The organism is Isoptericola luteus, from assembly GCF_020297055.1.
GTDB classification, from domain to species: domain Bacteria; phylum Actinomycetota; class Actinomycetes; order Actinomycetales; family Cellulomonadaceae; genus Isoptericola; species Isoptericola luteus.
In genome coordinates, this window is the sequence record NZ_JAIXCQ010000001.1 from 524,603 (window position 1) to 546,600 (window position 21,998).

The window sequence follows — 21,998 nt, forward strand, 5'->3', positions numbered from 1 at the left end:
CGCCGTCAGACGGCGCGTGCTTGTGCCACCAGCACGTCGAAGCCGACGTCGAGCACGTCGTCGACGACCTGCGCCTCGGGGTGCGCGTCGTACCAGGCGACCTGCTCGGCCGCGGCCTGGTCGTAGGTGATCGTGGTGCGGAGCTCCGGCACGAGCGCCTGCACCTTGGCGCAGTCGAACACCATCGAGTGGGCCTTGTCGCCGAGCAGTCCCGGGCCGACGTCGGGCAGCGCGTGCGCGATCGTCTCGGACGCGACGTGCACGAGCTCGGGCTCGTCGACGCCCGCCGCCCGCGCGAGCCAGCGGTACACCTGGTCCCAGGTGGGGGCGTGGGTCCCCATGATGTGGAACGAGTCGCCGACGGCGGCGGGGTGGCCGAGCAGCCCGACAAACCCGACCGCGAAGTCGTCGGTGTGGGTGAGCGTCCACAGCGAGGTGCCGTCGCCGTGCACGACGACGGGCTTGCCGGCGCGCATGCGGGCGACGTCGGTCCAGCCGCCGGTGGTGGGGATCAGGGTGCGGTCGTAGGTGTGGGAGGGGCGCACGACCGTCGCGGGGAAGCCGCGGTCGCGGTAGGCGCGCACGAGCACGTCCTCGCAGGCGATCTTGTCGCGGGAGTACTGCCAGAACGGGTTGCGCAGCGGGGTGGACTCGGTCATGGGCAGGCGGTTCGGCGGGGTCTGGTAGGCGGACGCGGAGGAGATGAAGAGGTACTGTCCCGCCCGGTCGGTGAACCGGGTGACGTCGCGCGCCACGTGGTCCGGGGTGAACGCCCGGAACTGGGCGACGACGTCGAAGTCCCGGCCGGCGAGCGCGGCGTCCACGGCGGCGTCGTCGGTCACGTCGGCCACCAGCGTCTCGACCTCCGGGGGTAGCGGCCGGGTGGTGGACGTGCCCCGGTTGAGGACGGTGACCCGGTGGCCGAGCGCGACCGCCCTTCGGACGCTCGCGGCGCTGATGACGCCGGACCCGCCGATGAACAGGACGTCGAGGGGAGTGCGGATGCTCATGGCGGCATCGTGCCCGAGCGAGCGGGGGTCGGCATCAGCGGGCCGGAATCGACAGGGCCCCGTCGACGTAGCGATCTCTCACCGTCCCGGCGCGGGATGACGAGAGATCGCTACGTCGACGGCGCCGGGACGGTCATGCCGGGCGGGAGCGCCGCGGGCAGGGCGTCGAGCAGGGCCGCGACGCGGGCGGCGCGGGGCTCGCCCGTCATCCGCTCGACGGGCGCGGTGACGCTCACCGCGGCCACGGGCCGGCCGGCGCGCAGCACGGCGACGGCGACGCACGCGATCCCGGGCTCGTTCTCCTCGGTCTCGGTGGCGTACCCGAGGCGGCGGGCGTCGGCGACGGTGGCGGTGAGCCGTGCGACGTCCTCCGCGTCGGTGGCGTACCGGGCGAGGTGGATCTCCCGCGGGTCGTGCGCCGCGAGCAGCGCACGACCGAGCGCCGTGGTCGCGGCCGGCTGGCGGCGCCCGACGGCGGACCAGACCCGTACGGGCCGCTGCGGCTCGACCTTGTCCAGGTAGACGACCTCCCGGCCCGCGAGGGTGCCGAGGTGCACGAGCTCGTCGACGTCGTCGCGCAGGCGCTCGAGCGCGGGCCGCAGCAGCGCGGGCAGGTTGTCCTCGGCGAGGAACGCCGTGCCGAGCGCCAGCACGGCGGGCCCGAGGCGGTAGCCGCCGTCGTCGGCCTGCTCGGCGTAGCCGCGGTGCCGCAGCGCCGCGAGGGTGCGGTGCAGGGTGGACTTGTTGGCCCCGACGTCGGCGGCGAGCCGGGCGAGCGAGAGCCCGCCGGCTCCGGCGCGAGCGAGCGCGTCGAGCGCGAGGAGGGCCTTGTCGACGCTGCCCAGGGGGCTCGCGGATTCCGTCATCGTGCTCCGTCGTCTAGAGTGCGTTGCGTAGTGAACAACTGGCGTTCATCATAGCGAAACGGAGTGGGAATGTCATCCGCAGTCCTCGACAGCCTCGCCGCACACCGGCTCGTCCCCGTCGTCGTGGTCGACGGCGCCGACCAGGGGGCGCGCCTCGCCGACGCGCTCGTCACCGGCGGCCTGCCCGTCGCCGAGATCACCCTGCGCACGGCCGGCGGCCTCGACGCGATCCGCGCCGTCGCGCAGACCCAGTCCGGTGTCGTCGTCGGCGCGGGCACCGTGACCACCGCGGGGCAGGTGGACGACGTCGTCGCCGCGGGCGCGCGCTACATCGTCTCCCCCGGCCTGTCCGAGGCCGTCGTGCGACGGGCGCAGGAGCACGGCGTCCCCGTGCTGCCCGGCGTGGCGACCGCTACCGAGATCATGCGCGCGCTCGACCTGGGCGTCGACGTCGTCAAGCTGTTCCCCGCCTCCGTCGTCGGCGGGCCGGCGGCGATCAGGGCGCTGGCCGCACCGTTCCCCGGCCTCCGGTTCGTGCCCACCGGCGGCGTGAGCGCCCAGAACCTCGGCGAGTACCTGTCCCTGGCGCCCGTCGTCGCCGTCGGCGGCTCGTGGATGGTCGAGAAGTCCCTCGTGACCGCCGGCGACTGGGCCGAGATCACCCGCCGCACCGTCGAGGCCGTCGCCCTCGCCGCCCCGAAGGAGAAGTGACCCGACATGACCAACCCCTCCGTCACCACGCGCCCGGCCGCCGAGTGCCGCTACGACGTCGTCGCCCTCGGCGAGGTCATGCTCCGCCTCGACCCGGGCGACCGCCGCGTGCGCACCGCCCGCTCCTTCGACGTCTGGGAGGGCGGTGGCGAGTACAACGTGGCCCGCGGGCTGCGCCGGGCGTTCGGGCTGCGCGGCGCGATCGTCACCGCGCTCGCCGACAACGAGGTGGGCCGCCTCGTCGAGGACTTCATGCTCACCGGCGGTCTGGACACGTCCTGGGTGAAGTGGCAGGAGTACGACGGCATCGGCCGGTCCGTGCGCAACGGGCTCAACTTCACCGAGCGCGGCTTCGGCGTGCGCGGTGCGGTGGGCGTCAGCGACCGCGGCAACACGGCGATCTCCCAGATGCGGCCCGACGACGTCGACTGGGACGCGCTGTTCGGGTCCGGAGTGCGGTGGCTGCACACCGGCGGCATCTTCGCGGCGCTGTCGGAGTCGGCGGCCGAGGTCGCCGAGGCCGCGATGTCGGCCGCGCGCCGGCACGGCACGGTCGTCTCGTACGACCTCAACTACCGGCCCTCGCTGTGGAAGGGCATCGGTGGCGTCGAGCGCGCCCGAGAGGTCAACCGTCGCCTGGCCCGTCACGTCGACGTGATGATCGGCAACGAGGAGGACTTCACCGCCTCCCTCGGCTTCGAGGTCGAGGGCGTGGACGAGAACCTCACCGACCTCGACACCGGCGCCTTCCGCGCGATGATCGGCACGGCCGCCGAGGCCTACCCGAACTTCCAGGTCATCGCGACGACGCTGCGTGGCGTGAAGTCCGCGTCCGTCAACGACTGGGGCGCCATCGCCTGGTCGCGCGCCGAGGGCTTCGTCGAGGCCACGCACCGCGCGGACCTCGAGATCTTCGACCGCGTGGGCGGCGGCGACTCCTTCGCCTCCGGGCTGGCCTACGGCCTCATGGAGCTCGGGTCGCTGGCCGAGGCCGTCGAGTACGGCGCCGCGCACGGTGCGCTCGCCATGACCACGCCGGGCGACACGACCACCGCGAACCTCGCCGAGGTCGCCAGGCTCGCCGGCGGCGGGAGCGCCCGCGTGCAGCGCTGACCGCCTCCAGACCGGGGCGACGAGCGTGCTGACCTGATCCTCAAGACTGCGTGGTGAGGATCAGGTCAGCACGCTCGTCACCTCCGCGGGCGGTGCGGTGGAGCTGCGGACGACAAGCTCGGTCGACAGGTTCACCCGCCGCGCGAAGGGGTCGTGCCCGCCGGCGAGGTCGAGGAGCATGCCGACGGCGGTCGCGCCCATCTCCATGAGGGGCTGGCGGACGGTGGTGAGCGGTGGGGTGGTCCACTCGGCCACCGGGAGGTCGTCGTAGCCGACGATCGACAGGTCGTCCGGCACGGTGAGCCCGCGCTCGTGCGCTGCCCGGAGCAGCCCGATCGACTGCATGTCCGAGCCGGCGAAGACGGCGGTCGGGCGCTCGGGCAGGTCCAGCAGCTCGCACCCCGCCTCATACCCCGACATCACCTCGAAGTTCCCGGAGCGCACGAGCCCGGGGTCGTAGGTGAGCCCGGCCTGCTCGAGGGCGCTGCGGTAGCCGTCGAGGCGCGCCCGGCTGCAGAGCATGTCGGACGGCCCGGCGATGGCGGCGATCCGCCGGTGCCCCAGGTCGAGCAGGTGACGGGTGGCCGCCAGGCCGCCGTTCCAGTTGTCCGAGCCGATGGTCGGCACGTGCGCCGGGGGCTCGCCGTCGGTGTCGATGACGACGCACGGGATCGCCCGGCTGGAGAGCTGCCGCTGCTGCGCGGTCGTGAGCTGGGAGGCCACGAGCAGCACGCCGATCGGCGGGCGGGCGAGCGTCGCGTCCAGCCAGGTCTGGGGCGGGCGGTGCCCGCCGCCCAGCTCGGAGAGGATCACGCTGGTGCGCGCGGCGGCCGCGGCCGACTCGACCCCGCGGATGATCTCCATCGACCAGGTCGACCCCAGGCGGTGGAAGACCAGGTCCAGGAGCCCCGTGCCCTCCGCCGGGGGCGCCGTGCGGCGTCGGCGGTACTGGTGCCGGTCGAGCGCCTCCTCGACCCGGGAGCGGGTCGCGGCCGCGACGTCCGGCCGGCCGTTGAGCACCTTGGACACGGTCGGCGCGGAGACGCCGATCTCGCGGGCGATCGCGGCGATCGTCGGGACGTCGACGCGGCCCGAGGGCGGTGAGGTCATGGCGTGTGCTTTCGGTCTGGGCCGGTGGTGTGCTCCGGTCCGGCGGGTGGTTCCCGCGTGCGCACGCGTGCGGGACGCAGGTGCGGACAGCGGGGACGAGCATCGAAACTTTCGGTCGTTCTCAGCGTAGGACGACCGTGCGGCAGCGGTGGCGCGCCGCACGGTGGCGGCGGTGTCGTGACCAGACCGTGATGCGGATAGCGCTTGACCGGGGCCTGTCGCAGTCCCTAGGGTCGCACCGATCGACATCGTTTTCAATGACGAAAGTTTCGGGCCGCCTGCGTCGATGCAGCGGCCCGAGCCACGACGACGTGACATGCCGGAAGGACGTATCCATGGCACAGGGGACAGGGACGGTCGAGGCCGTTCCCGTGGGCGGTGGTGCGCCCCCACCGCACCGGAGCGGTGAGTCGCCGCCTCAGGTGCTGCACGGCAGACGGAGCTGGCGCCAGGCGCTGCGCAAGGACTGGAGGCTCTACACCTTCCTCGTCCTGCCGGTGCTGTTCTTCGTCATCTTCAAGTACCTGCCGATGGCGGGGAACATCATCGCGTTCCGCCGGTTCCGCCCCGGCAGCAGCGTCTTCGGCGACGAGTGGGTGGGGTTCTACTACTTCGAGATGTTCATCCAGAACCAGCAGTTCTGGACGGTCTTCTGGAACACCGTCATCCTCGGGCTGCTGACCCTGGCCATCTGCTTCCCCCTGCCGATCGTCCTGGCGCTCATGCTCAACGAGCTGCGCTCGCGCCGGTTCAAGAAGATCGTGCAGACGATCTCCTACCTGCCGCACTTCATGTCGATCGTCATCGTCGCCGGGCTCGTCCTGCAGATCACGTCGGTCCCGGGCACGGTCAACCAGATCGTGACGGCGTTCGGCGGCGACGCCGTCGCCTTCATGCAGCAGCCGGACTGGTTCCGCACCATCTACGTGAGCTCGGAGGTCTGGCAGACCGTCGGATGGGGCACGATCCTCTACCTCGCGGCCCTCACGACGATCGACGACCAGCTCTACGAGGCCTCCCGGATCGACGGGGCCAACCGCTGGCAGCAGACCTGGCACATCACCCTGCCGGGCATCCGCCCCACCATGATGGTCCTGCTCATCCTCAACATCGGCTCCTTCATGGCGGTCGGGTTCGAGAAGGTCCTGCTGCTGCAGAACCCGCTGATCTACTCCACGGGCGACGTCATCTCGACGTACCTGTACCGGGTGGGCATCCAGTCGGCGCAGTTCTCCTACGGCACGGCGATCGGCCTCTTCGAGGCGCTCATCGGCCTCGTCCTCGTCCTGACCGCGAACTTCGCGTCGCGCCGACTGGTGGGAGCTTCCCTGTGGTGATCGAGACCCCGACCCCGGACCTCGCCGCGGTCCGGACCGAGCCGTCGACCATCCGGGAGTCCACCGGCTACCGCACCTTCCGGGTCGCCAACGTCGTGGTGCTCCTCGTGGTCTGCGCCGTCACGCTGTACCCGTTCGTCAACCTCGTGGCGAAGGCGTTCTCGTCCGAGGGCTTCATCGCGGCCGGCGAGGTGAACGTGCTGCCGCGCGGGTTCAACCTCGAGACCTTCAAGGTCGTCCTGGGCGACTCGCTGTTCTGGACCAACTACCGGAACACGGTCGTGTACACCGTGGTGGGCACCGTGATCTCGATGGCGCTCACCACGACGTTCGCCTACGCGCTGAGCCGCCGTGAGCTCAAGGGCCGCACGTTCTTCATCGGCATCGCCGTCTTCACCATGTTCTTCAGCGGCGGCCTCATCCCGAACTACATCCTCGTGGCCGACCTGCTCGGGATGCGGAACTCGATGTGGGCGATCGTCGTCCCCACCGCGATCTCCGTGTTCAACCTGCTGGTCATGAAGTCCTTCTTCGAGAACTTCCCGACCGAGCTCGAGGAGGCCGCCGCGATCGACGGCCTGACCACCTACGGCATCTTCTTCCGCATCGTGCTGCCGCTGTCCAAGGCGGTGCTGGCGACGATGACGCTGTTCTACGCCGTCAGCCAGTGGAACTCCTGGTTCAGCGCCTTCCTGTACCTGGACCAGAAGGAGATGTTCCCCGTCACCGTCTACCTGCGGAACCTCATCGCCGCGGCCACCAACCCCGGCGTGGGGTCGGGCGCGGCCGAGGCGGTGCAGATCGGCGCCAACATCCAGTCCGTGACGATGCTGCTCACGGTGCTGCCGATCATCTGCTTCTACCCCTTCATCCAGAGGTACTTCGTCTCCGGCGTGATGCTCGGCTCCGTCAAGGGCTGAGCGCACGCACGCGTCCCGCCGGGGCGCACCGACCCACCCCATCCGCGTCAGAGCAACGACGCTCGTCCAACCGAGGAGAAACATGAAGCACACCAGGATGCGCGCGGCGGTGGCCGCCGCGTCGCTCACGACACTGGCCCTGGGCCTGGGCGCCTGCAGCAGCGGCGGGGGCGAGGACGGCGGCACCGAAGAGGACAGCGGTGCCGTCACCATCGACGCCGAGCACTCGGTGGGTGCGATGGAGGACTTCGCCGCCGGGACCACCTTCAAGGCGACCGAGCCGGTGGAGTTCTCGCTGATGTACCGCGACCACCCCAACTACCCGGTCCTGGAGGACTGGTCGATCTTCCAGCACCTCGAGGCCGACCACAACGTCACCTTCGAGCGGACCGACGTCCCGCTGGCGGACTGGGACCAGAAGAAGGCGCTGCTCATCGGCTCCGGCGAGGGGTCGGAGCTCATCCCCGTGACCTACCCCGGCCAGGAGACGCAGTTCGTCTCCGGTGGCGCCCTCCTGCCGGTCTCGGACTACCTCGACTACATGCCGAACTTCTCGCAGAAGGTCGAGGAGTGGGGCCTGCAGGCGGAGCTCGACAACCTCCGCCAGGATGACGGCAAGTTCTACCTGCTGCCCGGCATCCGCGAGGTGCCCGACGTGCAGTACACGGTCGTCATCCGTGACGACCTGTGGAAGAAGGCCGGGATCACCGAGGACCCGGCGACGTGGGAGGACTTCGCCGCCGACCTCAAGAAGGTCAAGGACGCGAACCCGGAGCTCGACTACGCGTTCTCCGACCGCTGGACCGACACGCAGCCTCTCGGCGCGCTCATGAACGTCATGGGCCCGAACTTCGACGCGGCCGGCGGCTGGGGCTACAACAACGTCTGGTACGACCAGGCCGCGGGCGAGTTCGTGTTCAACGGCGCGAGCGACGGCTACAAGGGGATGGTCTCGACGCTGGCCGGCATGGTCGCGGACAAGACGATGGACCCCGAGATCACGCAGAACGACGACCAGGCCAAGGCGAAGTTCTTCGCCGGCAAGTCCGCGGCGATCTCGGGCAACACGCAGGAGATCACGGCCTACCGCGACGCGTTCGAGGACGCCGGCAAGGACGCGGACCTGCGCATGCTCGTCATCCCGGGCGGGCCTGCGGGCGACCTCCTGGCTTCGAGCCGCCTCTCGTCCGGCCTGATGATCTCCAGCAAGGCCGCCGAGAACCCGGGCTTCAAGGCGATGCTGCAGTACGTCGACTGGCAGTACTACTCCGACGAGGGCATGGAGTTCGCCCAGTGGGGCGTCGAGGGCGAGACCTTCTCTCGGGGCTCGGACGGAGTGCGCACCATGAACGAGGACATCAGCTGGAACGCCATCAACGTGGGCGCGCCGAAGGCGCTCAACACCGACTTCGGCTACAGCAACGGCGTGTTCCTGCTCGCCAACGGCTCCTCGCAGGACCTGCTGGAGTCCGTGATGTCGGACGAGGTCAAGGAGTGGACCCGCGCCGTCCTCGACCGCAAGGAGACCCTGCCGATCGCGCCGGCCGCGCGCCTGAACGAGATGGAGCTCGAGCAGGCGTCGCTGCTGGACACGCAGCTCAAGGACGCCGTCTTGGCCGCCACCGCCGGCTTCATCACCGGCCAGCGCTCGCTCGACGAGTGGGACGCGTACGTGGCCGAGATGGACGGTCTGGGCTCCTCCCAGCTCATCGAGACCTACAACACGGCGCTCGAGCGCCAGAAGTAGGCGCACCGCACACCGTCGCCGCCGGGGCACCCGTCCCGGCGGCGACGGCCGCACGCCGCGCACCGCGCGCGACGGTCCGCGGCACCCGCGGCCGCACGGCGGCCGAACCGACCCGAACAGCAGGAGTGACCGCCGTCGTGACCAGCATCGTCGTCCCCGCCGACCCCGTCGGCACCCTCTCCGACGCGTGGCGCCAGTGTGTCGGCACGGGGCGCCTCAACCTCGCGCTGCGGCAGGACTACCGCGCCTCGCTCGAGCTGGTGCAGTCGCAGATCGGGTTCCGGTACGTGCGCGGGCACGGCCTGCTCTCGGACGACGTCGGCATCCACCGCCCGTACGACGCGGCGGGCCACCGCGGCACGCAGTACGCGTTCACGTACGCCGACCAGATCGTCGACTCCTGGCTCGAGCTCGGCATCCGGCCGTTCCTCGAGCTGGGGTTCATGCCGTCGGGGCTGGCGTCGGGCGACCAGACGGTGTTCTGGTGGAAGGGCAACGTCACCCCGCCCCGCGACCACGGCGAGTGGGCGGCGCTGGTGCAGGCCGTCGTCCGGCACGCCATCGACCGGTACGGCCTCGACGAGGTGCGGCAGTGGCCGATCGAGGTGTGGAACGAGCCGAACCTGGTGCACTTCTGGCAGGGTGCGTCGCAGGAGGCGTACTTCCGGCTCTACGAGGTCACGGCGGCCGCGGTGAAGGACGTCGACGCGGAGCTCCAGGTGGGCGGCCCGGCGATCTCGCCCGGCGCCGACGACTGGTGGGCGCCGTTCGCGGACTTCGTCACCGCGCGCGACGTGCCCGTCGACTTCGTCTCCTTCCACGCGTACACGACCGGCCCGGCCCAGCCCGTGCCGTTCGGCACCTACCAGACCCTGCGCCCGCCGCAGTCGCTGCTGGACCAGTTCGCGCGGCCCGCGAAGCTGCTCGCCGGCACCCGGCTGGAGGGCCTGCCCGCCCATGTGACCGAGTTCAGCACCAGCTACCGCCCGGACAACCCCGTGCACGACACGGCGTACCAGGCGGCGTCGCTGGCCCCGGTGCTGGCGCAGGGCGGCGACCTGGTCGACTCGTTCTCCTACTGGACGTTCTGCGACGTCTTCGAGGAGGAGAACATCCCGACGTCGGTCTTCCACGGGGGGTTCGGCATGCTGGGCCACCGCCAGCTCCGCAAGCCGGTGTTCCACCTGTACGCGTTCATGGCGCGGATGGGTGACGCCGTCCTGGCCCGGGGTGCGGACCACCTGGTGACGCGCGACGCCTCCGGCCGGGTGACGGTGCTCGCCTGGCAGCCCGTCGGCGGCACGGACGCCCCGGACGAACCGGGCTCCCATGCGCTGCGCCTGAGCATCCCCGTGGGCGACGCCACGACGACGAGCGCGTACGCGCACCGGTCGCGCGTCGACGACGAGCACGGCAACGCGTTCACGGCCTGGCGGCGGCTGGGCAGGCCCGCCTCGCCCAGCCGCCGCCAGCTCGACCTGCTCCACGAGGCGTCCGAGCCGGGCCGGTCCACCACCGCGCTGGAGGTGACGGGCGGCCGCGCCGACCTGACGCTCACGCTGTCCCGGCACGAGGTGACGCTGGTCGAGATCGAGGCGGTGCGTGACGAGACGCCGCCGTGGCTCCACGACGCGCGGATCCTCGGCCGCGCGGCGGACGGCACCCCGTGAGCGGCCCCGGCCCCGGCGGCGGGCGGGCACGGGACCTCGGCGACGGTCCGTTGGGCCGTTTCACGGGGGCCGTCTACGCGTACCTCGTCGTGGGGGTGCTGCTCGCGCTCGGTCACGTCCCGTCGCTGGTGCTGCTCGCGCTGCTCGACCGCTCGTCGGGCAACGCCCTGCTGGTGCCGCTGTGCCTGCTCCCGGCCGTGCCGTTCTGGTGCGCGGCGCTGTTCGCGCTGCACGCCCGGACGACGCCGGGTGCTCGGACGTCGGGTGGTTCGTCGTCGGCCGCGCCGTCGTCGAGCGGGCCGGCGCCGGCCGACCTGGCGCCCGCCCGATCGTTCGGCCGCGGACTGCGCCTCGGAGCGCGCGACGGTCTCGCGCTCGCGGCGCCGGACCTGCTGCTGGTCGGGGTCGTCACGACGTCGGTGGTGCACCGCGAGGCGGCCGGCATCTCCGCGCTGTACGCGGGCCTGCTCGTGGGCATCGGCGTCGTCGTGCTGCTCTGGCTGATGGAGGCCCTGCTGCTGGCGTCCGTGTTCTCGTTCCGCGTGCGCGACGTCGCCCGTCTCGCGCTGTACCACCTGAGCCGCAGGCCGCTGGTGACCCTCGGGCTGCTGGCGCTGCTCGTCGTCGCGGCGGGGGTGGTGTGGGCCGCCGGTGAGCTCGTGCTGGCCTTGTTCGCCGTCGTGGGGGCATGGTTCTGGCTGCGTCTCGGGCGCCCTGTGCTCGACGACGTCCGACGCCGGTTCGTCGCCGAGCCGCCCCTTGCCTGAGCCGCCCGGCCGAGCCCCGTCGTCGTCGTCGACAACCCCGGAGGAACACCCGCATGAGCGCCCTTCTGCCCGCCGGACCGAAGGTCCGCTACGGCGGTGACTACAACCCCGAGCAGTGGCCCCGCGAGGTCTGGGAGGCCGACTACGCGGCCTTCGACCTCGCGTCGATCGACACCGTCACGCTCAACGTCTTCTCCTGGGCGACCCTGCAGCCCGCCGAGGACACCTACGACTTCGCCCTCCTGGACGCCGTCGTCGAGCGGGCCGTGGCTGGCGGGCGCGACGTGGTTCTCGCGACGTCGACCGGCGCCCTGCCGCCGTGGCTCGCCCACCGCCATCCGGAGGTGGAGCGCACGGACTTCTCCGGGCGCCGGCACGTGTACGGCCAGCGGCACAACGCGTGCCCGAGCTCGCCGGTCTACCGCCGGCTCTCGGCGGAGCTCGCCGGTCGGCTCGCCGGGCGGTACGCGGGCACGCCCGGGCTCGTCGCCTGGCACGTCGGCAACGAGTACGGCGGGTTCGACGGCGGCTGCTGGTGCGACCTGTGCGCCGCCGGGTTCCGGGACTGGCTGCGGGAGCGCTACGGCACGTTGGAGCGGCTCAACGACGCGTGGAACGCCACGTTCTGGTCCCACACCTTCTCCGACTGGGAGCAGGTGGTGCCCCCCAACCTGCTCAGCGAGCACTGGCGCGGCCCGGACCACACGGCGTTCCAGGGCATCACGCTCGACTACCGCCGGTTCATGTCGGACGCGATGCTGGCGAACTTCCGCGACGAGAAGGAGCGGATCCGCGAGCACGACGCGACCACGCCGGTGACCACCAACTTCATGGGCATGTTCCGGCCGATCGACTACCACCGCTGGGCCGACGACCTCGACTTCGCCTCCTGGGACAACTACCCGCCCGGGCAGCGCGAGCACGCCCGCATGGCGCTGGCCCACGACGTCATGCGCGGGCTCAAGGGTGGCGCGCCGTTCTGGGTGATGGAGCAGACGCCCACCATCACCGCGTCACGCGACGTCAACCCGGTCAAGCGGCCGGGAGTGCTGCGGCTGTGGTCGTGGCAGGCCGTGGCGCACGGCGCGGACGCCGTCCTGTACTTCCAGATGCGCCAGTCGAAGGGCGCGTGCGAGAAGTACCACGGGGCCGTCCTCGACCATGCCGGGCGCACCGACACCCGTGCCTTCCGTGAGGTCGCCGCGCTCGGGGCGGAGCTCGACGCGCTGGGTGACGCCGTGCTCGGCGCCCGCACGCCCGCCCGCGTCGCGCTGCTGTTCGACTGGGACTCCTGGTGGGCCGCGGAGATGACCGACGGCTTCAACCGGCACGCGCGGTATGTCGACACCGTGCTGGCGTACTACCGCGCCACGTGGCAGGCGGGCGCGCAGGTGGACGTGGTGCCGCAGACGGCGGACCTCGCCGGGTACGACGTCGTGCTCGCGCCGATGCTGCACGTGCTGCGCGGGGACGTGGCCGCCCGCCTCGAGGGCGTCGTGGCGCGCGGGGCGTCGGTGCTCGCGTCGTTCTGGTCCGGCCGCGCGGACGAGGACGCCAACGCGTTCCTCATGGACGCCCCCGGGCCCCTGGGCCCGCTGTTCGGCATCCGCGTGGAGGAGACCGACTCCGCCGAGCCCGGTGTCACCAACCCGGTGACGCTCGGGGATCCGCTCGGCCCTGCGGGAGGCCCGGACGGCGTCGTCTCGCAGGCGGGCCTGGTCTTCGAGGTCGTCGTGCCGCAGGGCGCGGACGTCGTCGGCACGTACGGCGCGGAGTTCTACGCCGGCACCCCGGCGGTCACCCGGCATCGTGCCGGCGGGGGCGAGGGCGACCCGGGGGAGGCCTGGTACGTCGCGACCGGGCTCGACGACGCGGGCACCGCCTGGGTGGTGGGCCGCGTGCTCGAGCGACACGGGCTCGTGGGCCCGTACGCCGACGTGCCCGATGTCGAGCTCGCCGTCCGGGAGAACGCGAACGGGCGGTTCGCGTTCGTGCTGCACCACGGCACCGAGCCGGTGGACGTCGTCGCGCACGCCTCGGGCACGGACCTGCTCACCGGCCGCGCCGTCACCGCGGGCGAGCCGCTGCACCTGGAACCCGCCGACGTCGTCGTCCTGCGCGAGCACCGAGCGTTGTGAGCGGGGAGACGATGCCCGACTCGTAGGCGAACACCACGAGCTGGGCGCGGTCGCGGACACCCAGCTTGGTCATCGCGCGGCTGACGTGCGTCTTCGCCGTCAGCGGGCTCAGCACCATCCGGCCGGCGATCTCGTCGTTGGACAGGCCGTGCGCCACCAGGGCGACGACCTCGCGCTCGCGCGGCGTGAGCAGGTCCCCGCCCGCGCCGGCGAGCGTGTCCGGCGGCCGGGAGACGAACTCGCTGATGAGGCGGCGGGTGATCGCGGGCGAGAGCAGCGCGTCGCCCTGCACTGCGACGCGCACGGCCTGCAGCAGGTCGGCGGGCTCGGTGTCCTTGACCACGAACCCGCTCGCGCCGGCGCGCAGGGCGTCGAACACGTACTCGTCCAGCCCGTAGTTGGTCAGGACGACGACGCGCACCTCGGCCAGGTCGTCGTCCGCGCAGATCTGCCGCGTCGCGCCGATACCGTCCAGGTCCGGCATCTGCACGTCCATGAGCACGACGTCCGGCCGCAGCCCGCGGGCGAGCGCGACGCCCTCGCGGCCGGTCGCGCCCTCGGCCACGACCTCGACGTCGTCCTCGGCATCGAGCAGCGCGCGGATCCCGGAGCGGATCAGTGCCTGGTCGTCCACCAGCAACACCCGGATCACGGGATCAGGCACCGCCGGACGACGGCCCGGCCAGTGGCAGCTCGGCGCGCACGGAGAACCCGCCGCCGGGCCGGGCCCCTGCGTGCAGCCGCCCGCCGAGGGCGGTGACGCGCTCCCGCATCCCGGTCAGCCCGTGCCCTGACGCCGGCCCGCCGTCGGTGCCGTCCAGGGTTGCACCCCCACCGTCGTCGTCGACCTGCACGGTGAGCGAGTCCGGCGCGTACCGCACCCGCACCGTGGCGCGGGCGGCGCCGCCCGCGTGCCGGCCGACGTTGGTCAGGGCCTCCTGCACCACGCGGTAGGCGGCCTCGTCCACGTCCGTGGGCAGGGTCCGGCGGACGCCGGTGGTCGTGACGGACGTCGGCACCCCCGCGACCTCGGCCCGCTCGACCAGTGCCGCGAGCCGCGCGAGGCCGTTGCCGTTCGCCTCCCCGTCGCGGCGCAGCACGTCGAGGGTGGAGCGCAGCTCGCGGACGGCGTCGGTGCTCGCCTCCTGGATGGCGAGCAGCGCCGGCGGCGGCTCCTGGCCCTGCTTGCGCGCGAGGTGCGCGGCGACCCCGGCCTGCACCTTGATCACGGAGATGCTGTGGGTCAGCGAGTCGTGCAGCTCGCGGGCGATGTGCAGCCGCTCCTCGACGGCGCGCCGGCGCGCCACCTCGTCACGGGTGCGCTCGGCGTCCTCGGCACGCTGCTCCACCTCCCGCACATAGGCCCGCCACTGGACGTAGGCCACGGCGGTGATGCCGAGGGAGACGAGCCATCCCGCGGCGAAGAACCGCCGCCATCCCCGTTCGGTCCGCATCGAGCCAGCGTAGGGCGCCGCCTGCCGGTGGCGCATCCGCCGTCGGGAGTACCCCGGGCCTGCTCCCGGCGGGGTACCGGGCGCCCGTCGGCCCGCCTCGGCCGGTAGCCGCAGGTGTCGTCGCCGGGACGACGACGCCGGGCCCCGCGCCGCGAAGGATCGAGGCATCACGACCACGCGAACCGAGGAGCACACCGTGAGCATCACGAGGAGCGAGCGACAGCGCGTCGCCGGCCCGGTCGCCGGCGCCGGGATCGACGTCACCGGCCTGGGCGAGACGTTCGTGCCCGGCGACGAGGGCTTCGCCGAGGCGAGCGGCACCCTCTTCCCCGCGGGCACGCCGGACGTCGTGGTCCGGCCCCGCGACGAGGGCGAGGTCGCCGGCGCGGTGCGCGCCGCGGCCCGCGCGGGGGCGGCGCTGTCGGTCCGGTCCGGCGGGCACGGCCTGCTGGGGCACGGCGCCGACGGCGGCATGATGCTCGACCTGCGGCACCTGGACTCGGTCGAGGTCGTTGACAGGACGCCGTCGCGGCACCGGGTGGTCCGCGTCGGGGCGGGCGCCACCTGGGGACGGGTGGCTGCGGCGCTCGCGCCGCACGGCCTCGGGATCACGGCGGGGGACACGGCGAGCGTCGGGGTCGGCGGTCTCACGCTCGGTGGCGGCGTCGGCTGGATGGTGCGCCGCCACGGGCTCACGGTCGACTCCCTGGTGGGGGCCCGTGTGGTGACCGCCGACGGCCGGACGGTCGTGGCGAACGCCGACCGGCACGCCGGGCTGTTCTGGGCGCTGCGCGGCGGGGGCGGGAACTTCGGCGTCGTCGTGAGCCTCGACCTCGTGGCCCAGCGAGTCACGGACGTGCGCTTCGGGTCGCTCTCGTACGCGCCCGACGACGTGGCCGGGCTGGTCCGGGGCTGGCGCGACGTCATGCGGGACGCCGACGACGAGCTCAGCAGCACGCTGGTGCTCGCGCCGGCGATGGCGGGCCGCCCCGCCGCGGTGACCGTCCTCGTCTGCGCCGCGCACGACGACCCCGCCGCGGCGGACCGTTCGATCGCGCCGCTGCTCGGGCTGGGCACGCTGACCGGGAGCACCGTCGCGACGGTCCCGTACGCCGACGTGCTCGCGGACGGCGGCCACCCGCCGGGCGTGCGCGTCGTCGCACGCAACGTGCTGGTGCCGGGGCTGACGGACGCCGTCGTCGACGACCTGGTCGCGGCGTCCGCCGACGCGACCGCCCCGGCCGCCGTGTCCGTGCGCGCCCTCGGGGGCGCGTTCTCGCGCGTGCCGGCTGACGCGACGGCGTTCGCGCACCGCGACGCCGAGGTGCTGGTCGTGGGCGGCGCCCTGGTCGCGGCCGACGCGAGCGACGCCGAGGCCGACGCCGCGCTCGCGGGGTGGCGGCGCGTCGCGGCGCACGGCACCGGCGTCTACGCGAACTTCCAGGGGTCGGCGACCGGCGCCGACCTGCGCGCCGCCTACCCGCCGGCGACGCTCGACCGGCTGCGGGCGGTCAAGCGCGCCTACGACCCGCACAACCTGTTCGACCGCAACCTCAACGTCGCACCCGGTGAGCGGGACGCGGCCTCGACGGCCGGTGCCGCCTCGGCGGCGCCGGGCCTCCCGGACGGGGCTCACCGATGACCGCGGCGTTCGAGGCCGAGGGCCTGGTCAAGCGGTTCGGGTCGACGACGGCGCTCGACGGCGTCGACCTGCACGCCGCGCGGGGTTCCGTGCTCGGCGTCCTCGGACCCAACGGCGCCGGCAAGACGACGGCGATCCGCATCCTGACGACGCTGCTGCGGCCGGACGCCGGGCGGGTCGTCGTGGACGGGCTGGACGTCACCCGGCGGGCGGTCGACGTGCGGCGGCGCATCGGCCTCGCCGGCCAGTCCGCCACCGTCGACGAGGACCTCACCGGCACCGAGAACCTCGTGCTCTTCGGCCGGCTGCTCGACCTGCCCACCCCCGAGGCGCGGCGCCGCGCCGGCGACCTGCTGGAGCGGTTCGGCCTCACCGAGGCCGCGGGGCGCCGTGCGTCGACGTACTCCGGCGGGATGCGCCGCCGGCTGGACCTCGCGGCGAGCCTGGTCGGCACGCCGCGCGTCCTCTTCCTCGACGAGCCCACCACCGGCCTCGACCCCGGCAAGAGGTCGGAGCTGTGGCAGACGATCCGCTCGCTGGCCGACGACGGCACCACCGTGCTGCTCACCACGCAGTACCTCGAGGAGGCGGACGCGCTCGCCGACGCGATCACCGTGATCGACCACGGCCGCGTCATCGCCCACGACACCCCCGCCGGGCTGAAGCAGCAGGCCGGCGGGCAGACCGTCGTCGTGCGGCCCAGCGACCCGGGTCAGGCGGTCGCCGCGGCCGAGGTCGTCGGGCGGGTCACCGGCCGGCCGGCCGAGCGGCCGCACGGCGGGACCGTCACCGCGCCGGTGGCGGGCCAGCGCGAGTTCGCCGACGTCGTGCGCGGGCTCGAGCACGCGGAGGTGGCCGTCGCCGAGGTGGCGCTGCGGCTGCCCAGCCTCGACGAGGTGTTCTTCACGCTCACCGGCAGGCCTGCCGGCGACGCCGTCACGAGGGAGGCATCATGACCGACACGCTGCGCTCGACCCCGACCGAGACCCGTGGGCACCGCCGTGAGCCCCCCGGTCCGTCGTCACGCCGCTGGCCGTTGGCGCGGCACAGCCTGGCGCTGGCGCACCGCGCACTGCGCAAGACCCTGCGCAACCCCGGCGAGCTGTCGGACGCGGTGATCCTGCCCGTCGTGTTCCTCGTCCTGTTCGTCTACCTCTTCGGGGGTGCCGTCGCGGGCTCGACGCAGGAGTACCTGCAGTACCTGTTCCCCGGCATCCTCGTGCTCACGACGGTGCTCACCGGGCAGATCGCGACGGGCCTGAGCATCGTGCAGGACATGCACAAGGGAGTCTTCGACCGGCTGCGCAGCCTGCCCGTGCCCCGGGCCGCGATCCTGCTCGGTTCCGTGCTCGCGGACGCCGTGCGCTACCTCATCGCCCTGGTCGTGCTGTTCGGCGTCGGGTACGCCATGGGATTCCGTGTCGAGACCGACCTGGCCTCCGCGCTGGCGGCCTGCGCCCTCGCGGTCGGCCTCGGCTTCTCGCTGAGCTGGCTGACCGTGCTCATCGCCGTCGTCCTGCGCAACGAGGTCATGGTGACGACGGTGGGGTTCCTGCTGCCGTTCCCGCTGGTCTTCGGCACAGGGATGACCGCGCCGGTCGAGACCATGCCCTCCTGGCTGCAGTCGTGGGCCGAGGTGAACCCGGTCGGCCGGGCGATCGAGGCCAGCCAGGGGCTGTTGACCGGCGGGCCCGTGGCCGGGCCCGCGACGGCGACGCTCCTGTGGAGCGGCGTCTTCCTGGCGGTGTTCGGCACCGCCGCGGTGACCGCCTTCCGCCGCCTGGTCTGAGCCAGCCCCGGCGCCGACGGGCGGAGACGTGCGGGCCTTAGCCCACCGGGAAGGTGCGCGGGACGGCGAGGGTCGTCAGGCTCGGCCGCCACAGGGGCGTCGTCAGCCAGGCGAGGTCCAGCCGCTCGCCGGGCAGCCCGCGCGCGACCAGGCGGTGCGGCGACGTGGGCACGACGGCGTGGATCTCCGCCCGCCCGTCGTCGCCGGTCCGCGCCCGCACGGACAGCACCAGGGTCGGGTCGTCGACCGCGTAGCCGTCCGCTGCCCCGTGCGGCCACGGCACGACGTGCGTGCGCCAGGCGTCGTGCGTCGCGTCCAGGACGTGCCCGCCGACGTCGACCCGCCAGGTGCCGGGGGTGCCCGCCGCGTCGCCCGCCGCGTCGCCCGCCGCGTCGCCAGCCTCCAGCAGCGTCCACGGCACGGGGCTGATCACCTGTGGCGGCGTCGTCTCCGGGTCGGGACCCGTGCGCGCGCCGTCGGGGGTCCAGGTGTCGAGGGCGGCCAGCCGGCGACCCAGGCGCGCGACGGCGTGGTCACCGGCGGCCACGGGGCCGTCGGAGAGCCGTTCGGCGAAGCGCCAGAACGCGTCGAGCACGCGGTCCGTGGTGCGGGTCGCGCCGAGGTACCCGACGGCCAGGCCCTGGTCGGGCACCGCGAGCCCGAACTGCCCGTACGCGCCGTCCGCCCGGAACCCGCGCCTGCTGCGCCACACCTGGTAGCCGTAGCCCTGCGCCCAGTCGTGGTCGGTGCCACCGTCGGCGGACCGGTCGGCGTTGTCGGACCACCCCCGCTGCATCGCGTCGACCCACGCGGCCGGGATCACCTGCGCGCCGTCGTACCGGCCGCCGTCGACCATCGCCGTCGCCAGGCGCGCGACGTCGTCGACCGTGAGGTGCAGCCCGGAGAAGCCCTGCTCGATGGCGAGCCCGCCGTCCACGTGCGGCACCCACCACGGGCTCTCGATCCCCAGCGGGTCGAGCACCCGCGGCCGCAGGTACGCGGTGAGCGGCTGCCCGGTGAGGGCCGTGACCACCGACGACAGCACCATCGACGCCGGCGAGCTGTAGACGAAGTGGGTGCCGGGCGCGTGCTCGGGCACGGCCGCCAGCAGCGAGGCCGAGTCGAACCCGGCCGCCGCGACCTGCTCCGTGGTGTGCCCGCTGTTCATGGTGAGCAGGTGCCGCACCGTGATCCCCGTGGGGTCGGGCAGGCCCAGGATCTGGCCGGCGAGGTCGTCGACCGTCAGGCGTCCCTCGGCCACCAGGTGGCCGATCGCGATCGACGTGAACGTCTTCGACACCGAGTAGACGAGCCCCGGCACGTCCGCCCGGTACGGGGCCCAGGTGCCACGCAGCACCGGGACGCCGTGCCGCGCGACCACCAGGGCGTGGGGGTCCAGGCCGGGCTGCTCCAGCGCGTCGAGCAGGTCCTCCACGGCGGCCGGGTCGACGCCGAGCTCGGCGATGCGCGCGCCGACGTGCGCACCCGCCCCGGGGCGCGAGGCCGTGCCGAGGCCGGGCGACGACGGTGTCGTGGAGGTCATGCGGGCCGTGCTCCTTCGGGTTGGTGCCTGGTGCCTGGTGCGTGGTGCCGGGAGTCAGTAGATCGTGCGGCCGTGGGCGTCGGCCACCCCGGACTTGCGCCACACGTACGTGTTGAGCTGGTCGCGCCACTCGGTCGCCGAGCGCAGCTGCTCGGCGAGGCGCTCGCGCACCCGCGTGTCGACGTCGCCGGGCACGAGACCGGCCAGGGACTCCCAGGCTGCGACCGTCTCGCGCACGCGCTCCACCCCCGCGAAGTGGGTGTCGTAGACGTGCTGGGCGACCGTGACCCCGGAGTGGAGCACGTGCGTCCAGGGCACGTGGTGGAAGAACAGCAGCAGCTCGTCGGGGCAGGTCTCGAGGGACTCGTAGACGTCGCGCCACGGCGCCGGGTACTGGCCCGTGAACCCGGTCCCGGTGGCCCGGGTGCGGTCGACGCCGATGCCGTCGCGGTCGGCGAAGTGGTACGTCCCCCAGGGGGTGTACTCGTAGCCGTCGACGTCGGGCCCGTAGTGGTGGCCCGGCCGCACCATGAAGCCCACGCCGAGGGGCGCGGTGTACGACTCGTAGGTGTGCCACGAGTCGTCCAGCACGGCGTGCAGCACCTCGCGCACGCGCACGTCCACCGTGCCGTCGTCGCCGGGGAACGTGAGCGAGACCCACTCGTCGAGGACGTCCGCGGCGTCGAGCGCCGGGTCCCAGGCGAGGCGCCCGAACGCGTACAGGTTCGCCTGCGCCAGGGGGTGCCCGGTCCAGAACCGGTCGTCGCCGACGTTCGAGACGGCGGCGATCCCGCCGCCCGGGCCGGGCCCGCGGCCGGCGACGACGTCCGCGACCCGCGCGCCGTCGTCGCCCCACGGCCGGAAGGCGAGGTTCTCGCTCCACCACGGCCCGAGGTAGCAGGCGTGCCGCTGCTGGCCGGTGTACTCCTGGGTGACCTGGAGCTCCAGGGCGAGGCGCGTGCGCGGCATGGCGGCCAGGACGGGAGAGACCGCCTCGCGCGTCTGGAAGTCCAGCGGGCCGTGCTTGACCTGCACCACCACGTTGTCGGCGAACCTGCCGTCCAGCGGGGCGAAGTGGTCGTACGCCGCGCGGGCGCGGTCGGTGGACCGGTCGCGCCAGTCCTGCGTGTGGTCGTAGACGAACGCCCGCCAGTGCACGACGCCCCCGTGCGGCGCCACGGCGGCGGCGAGCAGGTTCGCGCCGTCGGCGTGGTCACACCCGTAGGCGAACGGGCCGGGCTGGCCCTCGGAGTCCGCCTTGACCACGAACCCGCCGAAGTCGCCGATCGTCGCCCACACGCGGTCCGCGGCGGCGCGCCACCAGGCGCGCACGTCGTCGTCCAGCGGGTCCGACGTCGGCAGTCCGCCGAGCGTCATCGGCGCGGCGAAGCTCACCGCGAGATGGGTGCGGACGCCGTAGGGGCGCAGCGCGGCGGCGATGCGGGCGACCTCGGCCAGGTCGTCGGTGAGCAGGCGCGCCTCGCGGGCGTGCACGTTGACGTTGTTGATGCACACGCGGTCGATGCCGACCGCCGCCAGCAGGCGGGCGTACGCCGTGACCCGGGACAGGTCGTCGCGCACGCGGCCGTCGTCGTAGAAGATCGAGCCGCCGGCGTAGCCGCGCTCCACCTGGCCCATGACGGCGTGCACGTCGACGTTGTCCCAGTGGTCCAGCACGCGCAGCGCCTGGGCGGGGGCGTGGGTCTCGTCCGTGTCGGGCCCGGTGAACGCGTCCTCACCCTGGCGCACGACGTGGAAGAACCCGTGCAGCAGCGCCGTCGGTCCCGTGGCCGAGACCGTGACGCGGCCGTCGTCGCGCACCACGCGGAACCCCGAACGGGCCGGGGCTGGGGATGGGGGCGGGGTAGGGGCGGAGCCGGGGTGAGGGGGACCGGGGTGAGCGGGGCCGGGCAGCAGGGTGAGCAGCAGGTCGGGGGCCTCGTCCTGCCCGACGACGGCGCCGCCGTGCGCGGCGGTCGCCGCGGCCACCTCGTGGTGCAGCGTCGCGAGCACCTCGCGCGACCTGTCAGGCCCAGGTGCAGGTATCCGTGCGCCTGGTCCTGACACGTCCGGAGCGAGGACCGCGACGCGACGGCGTCCCACCGCGGTGAACGCGGCGTCGGGTAGCCAGGCGGCGTGCGGCGGGTGGTCGACAACGTTTTCGACGGTCACGGACGGCCC

The 21,998-nt window shown here is 73.4% G+C and carries 18 protein-coding genes; 11 read left to right on the forward strand and 7 right to left on the reverse strand.

All coding sequences use genetic code 11. The features are described 5' to 3' along the window. Positions 1 to 5: 5 nt before the first annotated feature. Both LEP48_RS02515 and LEP48_RS02520 read right to left on the reverse strand, forming a co-directional pair. Positions 6 to 1,010, reverse strand: coding sequence for an NAD-dependent epimerase/dehydratase family protein (locus LEP48_RS02515; RefSeq protein WP_225563941.1), 1,005 nt, complete (start codon positions 1,008 to 1,010; stop codon positions 6 to 8). Positions 1,011 to 1,120: 110 nt separating this feature from the next. Further along, complete coding sequence (locus LEP48_RS02520) at positions 1,121 to 1,876, reverse strand: IclR family transcriptional regulator (RefSeq protein WP_225563942.1); 756 nt, start codon at positions 1,874 to 1,876, stop codon at positions 1,121 to 1,123. A 69-nt stretch (positions 1,877 to 1,945) separates the two neighbouring features. Here LEP48_RS02520 and eda point away from each other — a divergent pair, with 69 nt between their 5' ends. Both eda and LEP48_RS02530 read left to right on the forward strand, forming a co-directional pair. Beyond that, positions 1,946 to 2,587 carry a bifunctional 4-hydroxy-2-oxoglutarate aldolase/2-dehydro-3-deoxy-phosphogluconate aldolase gene (gene eda / locus LEP48_RS02525; RefSeq protein WP_225563943.1) on the forward strand — a complete coding sequence of 214 codons (642 nt, stop codon included), beginning with the start codon at positions 1,946 to 1,948 and terminating at the stop codon, positions 2,585 to 2,587. A 6-nt stretch (positions 2,588 to 2,593) separates the two neighbouring features. Then, positions 2,594 to 3,700, forward strand: coding sequence for a sugar kinase (locus LEP48_RS02530; RefSeq protein WP_225563944.1), 1,107 nt, complete (start codon positions 2,594 to 2,596; stop codon positions 3,698 to 3,700). Positions 3,701 to 3,760: 60 nt separating this feature from the next. Here LEP48_RS02530 and LEP48_RS02535 read toward each other — a convergent pair whose 3' ends face one another. Continuing rightward, on the reverse strand, positions 3,761 to 4,810 hold the full coding sequence (locus LEP48_RS02535) for a LacI family DNA-binding transcriptional regulator (RefSeq protein ID WP_225563945.1): 1,050 nt from the start codon (positions 4,808 to 4,810) through the stop codon (positions 3,761 to 3,763). Between the two features lie 335 nt (positions 4,811 to 5,145). Between LEP48_RS02535 and LEP48_RS02540 the strand changes: the two genes are divergently transcribed. The 6 genes from LEP48_RS02540 to LEP48_RS02565 all read left to right on the forward strand — a co-directional run bounded on the left by LEP48_RS02540 (position 5,146) and on the right by LEP48_RS02565 (position 13,389). Continuing rightward, positions 5,146 to 6,147 carry an ABC transporter permease gene (locus LEP48_RS02540; protein ID WP_225563947.1) on the forward strand — a complete coding sequence of 334 codons (1,002 nt, stop codon included), beginning with the start codon at positions 5,146 to 5,148 and terminating at the stop codon, positions 6,145 to 6,147. Continuing rightward, the gene (locus LEP48_RS02545; protein WP_225563948.1) at positions 6,141 to 7,067 is read left to right on the forward strand and encodes a carbohydrate ABC transporter permease; all 927 of its coding nucleotides are present in this window, start codon (positions 6,141 to 6,143) and stop codon (positions 7,065 to 7,067) included. The genes LEP48_RS02540 and LEP48_RS02545 overlap by 7 nt, the downstream gene beginning before the upstream one ends. Before the next feature lie 82 nt (positions 7,068 to 7,149). Next, on the forward strand, positions 7,150 to 8,814 hold the full coding sequence (locus LEP48_RS02550) for an ABC transporter substrate-binding protein (RefSeq protein WP_225563950.1): 1,665 nt from the start codon (positions 7,150 to 7,152) through the stop codon (positions 8,812 to 8,814). 125 nt (positions 8,815 to 8,939) lie between these two features. Then, a complete protein-coding gene (locus tag LEP48_RS02555; RefSeq protein WP_422723788.1) occupies positions 8,940 to 10,484 on the forward strand; it encodes a GH39 family glycosyl hydrolase in 1,545 nt (514 codons plus the stop codon). Beyond that, on the forward strand, positions 10,481 to 11,251 hold the full coding sequence (locus LEP48_RS02560; RefSeq protein ID WP_225563953.1) for a glycosyltransferase: 771 nt from the start codon (positions 10,481 to 10,483) through the stop codon (positions 11,249 to 11,251). The genes LEP48_RS02555 and LEP48_RS02560 overlap by 4 nt, the downstream gene beginning before the upstream one ends. Before the next feature lie 53 nt (positions 11,252 to 11,304). Beyond that, positions 11,305 to 13,389, forward strand: a complete 2,085-nt coding sequence (locus LEP48_RS02565) for a beta-galactosidase (RefSeq protein WP_225563954.1) — start codon at positions 11,305 to 11,307, stop codon at positions 13,387 to 13,389. Here the strand turns inward: LEP48_RS02565 and LEP48_RS02570 are convergent. Further along, positions 13,319 to 14,041, reverse strand: coding sequence for a response regulator (locus tag LEP48_RS02570; protein ID WP_225564106.1), 723 nt, complete (start codon positions 14,039 to 14,041; stop codon positions 13,319 to 13,321). The two genes, LEP48_RS02565 and LEP48_RS02570, sit on opposite strands and share 71 nt — an antisense overlap. 4 nt (positions 14,042 to 14,045) lie before the next feature. Next, entirely contained in the window at positions 14,046 to 14,843 is a 798-nt protein-coding gene (locus LEP48_RS02575) for a sensor histidine kinase (RefSeq protein WP_225563956.1), read from the reverse strand. 196 nt (positions 14,844 to 15,039) lie between these two features. On the opposite strand from LEP48_RS02575, the gene LEP48_RS02580 reads away from it, so the two are divergent. Genes LEP48_RS02580 through LEP48_RS02590 form a run of 3 tightly spaced genes read left to right on the forward strand, consistent with a single transcriptional unit; the run spans position 15,040 to position 18,274 of the window. Then, positions 15,040 to 16,485, forward strand: coding sequence for an FAD-binding oxidoreductase (locus LEP48_RS02580; RefSeq protein WP_225563958.1), 1,446 nt, complete (start codon positions 15,040 to 15,042; stop codon positions 16,483 to 16,485). Further along, positions 16,482 to 17,441 carry an ATP-binding cassette domain-containing protein gene (locus LEP48_RS02585; RefSeq protein ID WP_225563960.1) on the forward strand — a complete coding sequence of 320 codons (960 nt, stop codon included), beginning with the start codon at positions 16,482 to 16,484 and terminating at the stop codon, positions 17,439 to 17,441. Before LEP48_RS02580 ends, LEP48_RS02585 begins: the two co-directional genes overlap by 4 nt. Beyond that, complete coding sequence (locus tag LEP48_RS02590; RefSeq protein WP_225563962.1) at positions 17,438 to 18,274, forward strand: ABC transporter permease; 837 nt, start codon at positions 17,438 to 17,440, stop codon at positions 18,272 to 18,274. Before LEP48_RS02585 ends, LEP48_RS02590 begins: the two co-directional genes overlap by 4 nt. A 37-nt stretch (positions 18,275 to 18,311) precedes the next feature. Here LEP48_RS02590 and LEP48_RS02595 read toward each other — a convergent pair whose 3' ends face one another. Both LEP48_RS02595 and LEP48_RS02600 read right to left on the reverse strand, forming a co-directional pair. Continuing rightward, positions 18,312 to 19,817 carry a serine hydrolase domain-containing protein gene (locus tag LEP48_RS02595; protein ID WP_225563964.1) on the reverse strand — a complete coding sequence of 502 codons (1,506 nt, stop codon included), beginning with the start codon at positions 19,815 to 19,817 and terminating at the stop codon, positions 18,312 to 18,314. A gap of 54 nt (positions 19,818 to 19,871) precedes the next feature. Beyond that, positions 19,872 to 21,989, reverse strand: coding sequence for an alpha-glucuronidase (locus LEP48_RS02600; protein WP_225563965.1), 2,118 nt, complete (start codon positions 21,987 to 21,989; stop codon positions 19,872 to 19,874). Positions 21,990 to 21,998 lie beyond the last annotated feature (9 nt).